This window comes from Psychroflexus aurantiacus (assembly GCF_010820555.1).
Lineage (GTDB): Bacteria > Bacteroidota > Bacteroidia > Flavobacteriales > Flavobacteriaceae > Psychroflexus > Psychroflexus aurantiacus.
In genome coordinates this window covers 1-5078 of sequence record NZ_JAAIKD010000015.1, presented here as the reverse complement: position 1 = coordinate 5078, position 5078 = coordinate 1, and the positions used below count along the sequence as shown (strand labels likewise).

Sequence of the window (5078 nt, the reverse complement as noted above, 5' to 3'; positions counted from 1 at the left end):
TTTTCCGTAAACTTTCATTTTCGATTAAGTTTTGATTTTATATGCTTGGCAACGGTCCGCGCATAACATAAGTGGTGACTTAAAACTCGCAAGTTTTTCGGTTAAGGTTTTTAAGTTTCTAAAAGTACACAAAACTCTAGTTACAGCAATAAATACGCCATTTTTGTTATGCGCTGTTGTGGTGCGTTTTTTTATTCCTTTTACTTGGTTTTTTTCCAAAACTCCAAACGAAATACAAGAAAACGAAAAAAGTAATAATGATTTCTGAAATCGTAATTTGTTTTCCAAAAAGCATCGAAACTCCAAGATATAAAAATGTGATTAATAATACAGTTTTTAGAGTCCAGCTATTTTTTAAGAAATTGATTATTTTTTTCATAGTGTAATTTTTACCAAGGTCTTTTTCCGAGTCGTGATTCCATTGGGTTAGTTTTTAATTCGCCAGTACGTGCATAAACCTCAAAACTTGTACTATCCCAATTCATTAATTTCAGAGTTTTGTCACTCAGTTTTATTATCGATGTATACGGTTCCGAAATTCCATTATATTCAATTCCATTGTGAGTGAGTTTAGTCAGTTTCTCAATCTGCCATTCTATCTTTCCGTTAGCATTTATTCCGTAAACATTTTCATTCGCAGTTGATTCATAATAATCAGTTCGCACGACTAATAATCCGTCAAATTCAATAACTTCTTTTATTTCATTGTCAAATTCAAACGATTTTTCGCCGATTTTAAGTTCCTTATTTTGAAATTTATACGTCATTTCTCAAATGCACCACAACGGGCTTGCATATGTGTTTGTGGCGATGATCTGCAACCAAGCCTTTCGGTTGAGTTTTTAATTTTCTAAAAATACTATAATTTCCGGTTAATCATAAAATCCGCCATAAACTATATGCGCTGTTCTCCCCAGAAGCGAAACGTCCGAGTGAATTTTTTCAGGGTGTTTCATTCAGTATCTGAGTGAAATAAATTGCATTGTAGTCAGAGCTATTTTAAGCGTTCTTGTCAGCGCTTGAGAAGATTCAGAGTGTTATGCTTTAGAAGTAGAGTAGATGTCAGAGTGAGGTTTTAAATCAACTTGTCAGCTTTCAATTCAACTTGAAATTCAGCCGGAACTGACTAAAACGCAATGCCCAAAAATTAAAGACTCTGAATGAATTTCAGTAAGAAATTTAGTCAGAGCTATTGGGGAGAACGTGTTTGTGTATGATTTCGTTGCGTGTTTCAGCAACTAATTTAGCAAATACAAACCGAATAGAAAATCCGCGAGGATTTTCGTAAGTAGGCTTGTACTAGCAATGAATTATACACGGTGTTGGCATTTCGTTGTTTTTATTTTAAATTCAAAAGTCCGATTATAATTATCGGAATACTAAAGGGTATCATAAATGCTAAAAGTTTTTTGTCTGGTATATAAATCAATAAAATAATGGTCGAAATCGCAAAAATTATTATTTCTCCATAAACGTTTTTCAAGTCGTATTTTTTTAAGAGAGAACCAATAATTACAAGAATAATTGCGCCTAAAGAAAGACCCGAAATCATTATTAAGGAAATATATATTCCTACTTCAATTCCTTTTAGAAAACTTACAAAAATAAACATAGGAATAACCCAAAGAAACCAAGAATTGGCTTTTAAAACTTTTTTTAGTTTATTTTGATTTAATTCCGTTTTATTCATAGTTTTCAATTCCGATAGAGTGAGCAATTCCGCAACTTGCTAAATTCCACATTAAGTTCCAGTTTTGTTTTTAATTCAGTTACCGATTCCGCAAACGAGCCAAAAGTCAAACGTTTTGTTTTAAATCACTCATAATTGTCATTTTTAACGGTTCTGCTCAATGAATGCCAACGGTGAGTATAAGCGTAGTGCGGGATTAGAAGCACTTCACTTTCAGTTTACCGATATGATTGTTAATATTCAATTCGTTTAAATTTAGCACTTTAGTCCGCATTACGCTTATACAATGTTGGCAAGCGTATTTTTTCATTGAAAGCTAATTTCTGCGTTCGGAAGCCACTTTCTTATTGACTCCATTTGTTCTTCTGTCAAATTATCTTTTTCCATTCTAACTGTCTTAAGGTTTGTCAGTTTTTGAATTTCTGGCGTTACATATTTTATTGGATTACTCCATATTTCTAACTTTTCAAGATTTGTTAAAGAACCGATACAGTCGGGTATTGAGTCGATTTCATTGTCAAAAATCAGTAGTTCTTTCAGGCTCTTCAGGTTTTCAATTTCACAGTCAATTTGTTTTATTTCGTTGCTGTACAAATAGATTGACTCAAGTCCTTCAAGACGCTCATCAATAAATTTCAAGTCAGTCAGTTTGTTGTTGTTAAGTCCAAGCCGTTTAAGGTTTGGAATCGTTAAGATTGGCTCTGGTACTTTTTTGAATTCGTTATGGTCTAACCCGATTGTTTCAAGGCTTTCAAGTGCGGATAAGTCAGATGGAAACTCCTTGATTTGAGTGGCATTTATCGAAAGTCTTTTGAGGTTTTTGAAGGATTCCAAATTGTCAGGTAGTTTGGAAACAGGATTATGACCAATTAGAAGTTCTTCAAGTTGTGGCATATTCAACACTTCGGCTGGAAACTCGGTGAAATTATTTCCTGTCAGAATGATTTCCTTTACTTGAAGAGTATTGATGTTCTGAGGCAATTTTGAGAGACCTTTGTTTTGCAAATGCAAATAAGGTGTTTCAACTTCTTTCACTATCGGTGAATATTCCGAAACATAAGCAGTAACAAGTTTTCCTTGATTCATTGAGTCGCAAAGATTAGAGAGTAATTCCTGAAAATTTGAGCTTGAGTTGTTACCAATCTTAAATGAGTAATGCTTTACTATCGAACTGGTAAGAATACAAGGGAATTCAGTTGAGTGAGAGAAATTCCAAGTCGAATCTCTGAAATCAAGACTGCTACCATCTTGATATTGAAATTGGAATTTGTTTGGCAACTCTTCTTCTTTGGTTGATGTAATCAGTACACCATTTGAAGGTATTTCAATTGTCTTTACCCAATATTTCATTTCAGGTAGTTCAGGATAACCTTCAATTCCAAAGACAATTCCACCATCTCCCTGAAATTCATTCGGAAAAACAATTAGGTTGTGTTTGTTCCAATCTAAATATGATAAAGTCAGAAATGCAACGTATGCAACAGAAAGTGCAATTTGTGAAATCCAATAAGCCTTTCTGGTTTTTGTTTTCTTGGTTAGCCAATCGAATAGAAAAAGTAGAAGAGCAAGTCCAATAAAATATGCACCAAGAATAATAAGATAACCACCTGTAAGAATAGCGACTGTTAGTCCGAGAAGAACAGAAAGGATTCCTAATATTTTAAGCGGTGTGATTCTTTTCAATGTGTCGTTTTATATGCTTGCCAACGGATTTGCATAACGCTTCGTTGCGAGAAAATTAGCGATTATTTTTCAATTATAGATTTTAACTCCCAGAAAATCCCAAACCCTGTTTTCAGCCACAAACCCCGCAATGAGCGTTATGCAGTGTTGTGGTGCGTTTTTTCAGCGCCAAATTGTTCAAATCTCTGCTGATATAATTCAGCAAAATTATTTTTTATTTTAGTTCGATTGTAGGTTAAAACTTTTGTAATAAATCCTCTAACATCATCACTATTCAAATAAAACGGCACTTCATATTTTTCATTATTAGGCCAAAGTTTCTCTATAAAATAGTCTAATCCCACAATTATTATCATGATAGCAATAAATCCGATATTAAGAATTTCAGGATGTAGCATTGTGAAAAATGATAAATCTTGGTACGAGAAAATAAAATATAAACCAGAAAAAGATCCTATCATTATAATTAAAATATAAATAAAGTGTTTGTTGCTTTTTCCTTTTAAATCGGGAATACTTAGATTGGTTAATTTTCTAAATTCGTTCCATTTTTTTGCAATATCAGATTCTATAAATATTAATTTTAATGGTGTGTTAATTCCAAATTCCATATTTTCTTTTTCGAGCATTTGTAAATCCAAAAAAAGCGACACAAAAGCGAAATCATTTCGGAAAATTACATCATTCTTTGCCTTATAGACAAATTCATCATAAGTCAATTTAACATTAATTAAATTATGTTTCTTTATTAACTCAGAAAATGATTTTGGATATTTTCTCATTTTTTAAATGCACCACAACGTTTCCGCATATCGCTTCGTTGCGGGAAAATTAGCGATTATTTTTCAATTTAAGATTTAACTTCCAGAAAATCCCAAAACTCCGATTTCAGCCGAAAATCCGCAATAACCGATATGCAGTGTTACCTACTGTTATTCTTTTTAAATTTTACTAATTCGGGTCTAATTATTATCGACTCTTTTTTTCTTGGATATCTCCCATGCTCAAAAATCAATTCAACATCATTTTCGTTTTTTTCGAGTGAAATTATTTCAACACGATGAAAATCAGAAATTACAAACGTTTTATTTTCATATCCCAATGCTATAGGTTGAATTAAAATATGAATATCAGTATTTGAATTTTCGACTTCGAGAGATAAAGTTTTACCATTGTAAAATGTCATTACTCTCACAAAAAAATCATTCCCATATTTAGACTCTTCTTCATTAAAATTGTCAAGAATTGCTCCAAATTCTGAGTCAGAAGTCTGTATTATTTCTGATGTATGCTTATAGACAAAAAAATTGTCAGATATATCTAAGGTGTCATTAAATACTTTTTGATCAATTATTTTCTTTTCACCAGATTTGAGTACGTCGGCTACATTTATTTCACTATCTGAGTTTTCTATGAAAAGATAATAATCAGAAGATTGTTGATATTTATCAATTTCATTTTCTAGCTCTAAGTTTTGATTTTGTAACTTTTTAGTTTGAATTCTTAAATTAGTAATCAAATCTACTTTTTTGTCTAATTTTTGATTAAGCTCCTTCACTTTTATATTAAGTCTTTCGATCTTTTCAGTATGATTTTCTGAATTACAACTTGATATAAGTATTATGAGAAATGACAAGAGTGTGATTTTTTTCATAATAGTAGGTAACGGTTTGTATATGATTTGTTGCGTGTTTCAGCAACCAAT

General features: G+C 31.9%; 5 protein-coding genes. All 5 read right to left on the bottom strand.

Annotated elements, in window-relative coordinates:
• Positions 1 to 389: 389 nt before the first annotated feature.
• The 5 genes from G3567_RS13080 to G3567_RS13060 all read right to left on the bottom strand — a co-directional run bounded on the left by G3567_RS13080 (position 390) and on the right by G3567_RS13060 (position 5027).
• On the bottom strand, positions 390 to 767 hold the full coding sequence (locus tag G3567_RS13080; RefSeq protein ID WP_164005767.1) for a hypothetical protein: 378 nt from the start codon (positions 765 to 767) through the stop codon (positions 390 to 392).
• A 572-nt stretch (positions 768 to 1339) separates the two neighbouring features.
• Positions 1340 to 1690 (bottom strand): hypothetical protein, encoded by a 351-nt coding sequence (locus tag G3567_RS13075; RefSeq protein ID WP_164005766.1) that lies wholly within the window; start codon positions 1688 to 1690, stop codon positions 1340 to 1342.
• Between the two features lie 306 nt (positions 1691 to 1996).
• On the bottom strand, positions 1997 to 3373 hold the full coding sequence (locus G3567_RS13070; RefSeq protein WP_164005765.1) for a leucine-rich repeat domain-containing protein: 1377 nt from the start codon (positions 3371 to 3373) through the stop codon (positions 1997 to 1999).
• Positions 3374 to 3510: 137 nt separating this feature from the next.
• Positions 3511 to 4155, bottom strand: a complete 645-nt coding sequence (locus tag G3567_RS13065; RefSeq protein ID WP_164005764.1) for a hypothetical protein — start codon at positions 4153 to 4155, stop codon at positions 3511 to 3513.
• Between the two features lie 140 nt (positions 4156 to 4295).
• The gene (locus G3567_RS13060; protein ID WP_164005763.1) at positions 4296 to 5027 is read right to left on the bottom strand and encodes a hypothetical protein; all 732 of its coding nucleotides are present in this window, start codon (positions 5025 to 5027) and stop codon (positions 4296 to 4298) included.
• Between the last annotated feature and the right edge of the window lie 51 nt (positions 5028 to 5078).

Excerpts from the sequence above, each read along its gene's own strand:
- G3567_RS13075 (WP_164005766.1), bottom strand. The coding sequence starts at position 1,690 with ATGAATAAAACGGAATTAAATCAAAATAAACTAAAAAAAGTTTTAAAA.
- G3567_RS13065 (WP_164005764.1), bottom strand. The coding sequence starts at position 4,155 with ATGAGAAAATATCCAAAATCATTTTCTGAGTTAATAAAGAAACATAAT.
- G3567_RS13060 (WP_164005763.1), bottom strand. The coding sequence starts at position 5,027 with ATGAAAAAAATCACACTCTTGTCATTTCTCATAATACTTATATCAAGT.
- G3567_RS13080 (WP_164005767.1), bottom strand. The coding sequence starts at position 767 with ATGACGTATAAATTTCAAAATAAGGAACTTAAAATCGGCGAAAAATCG.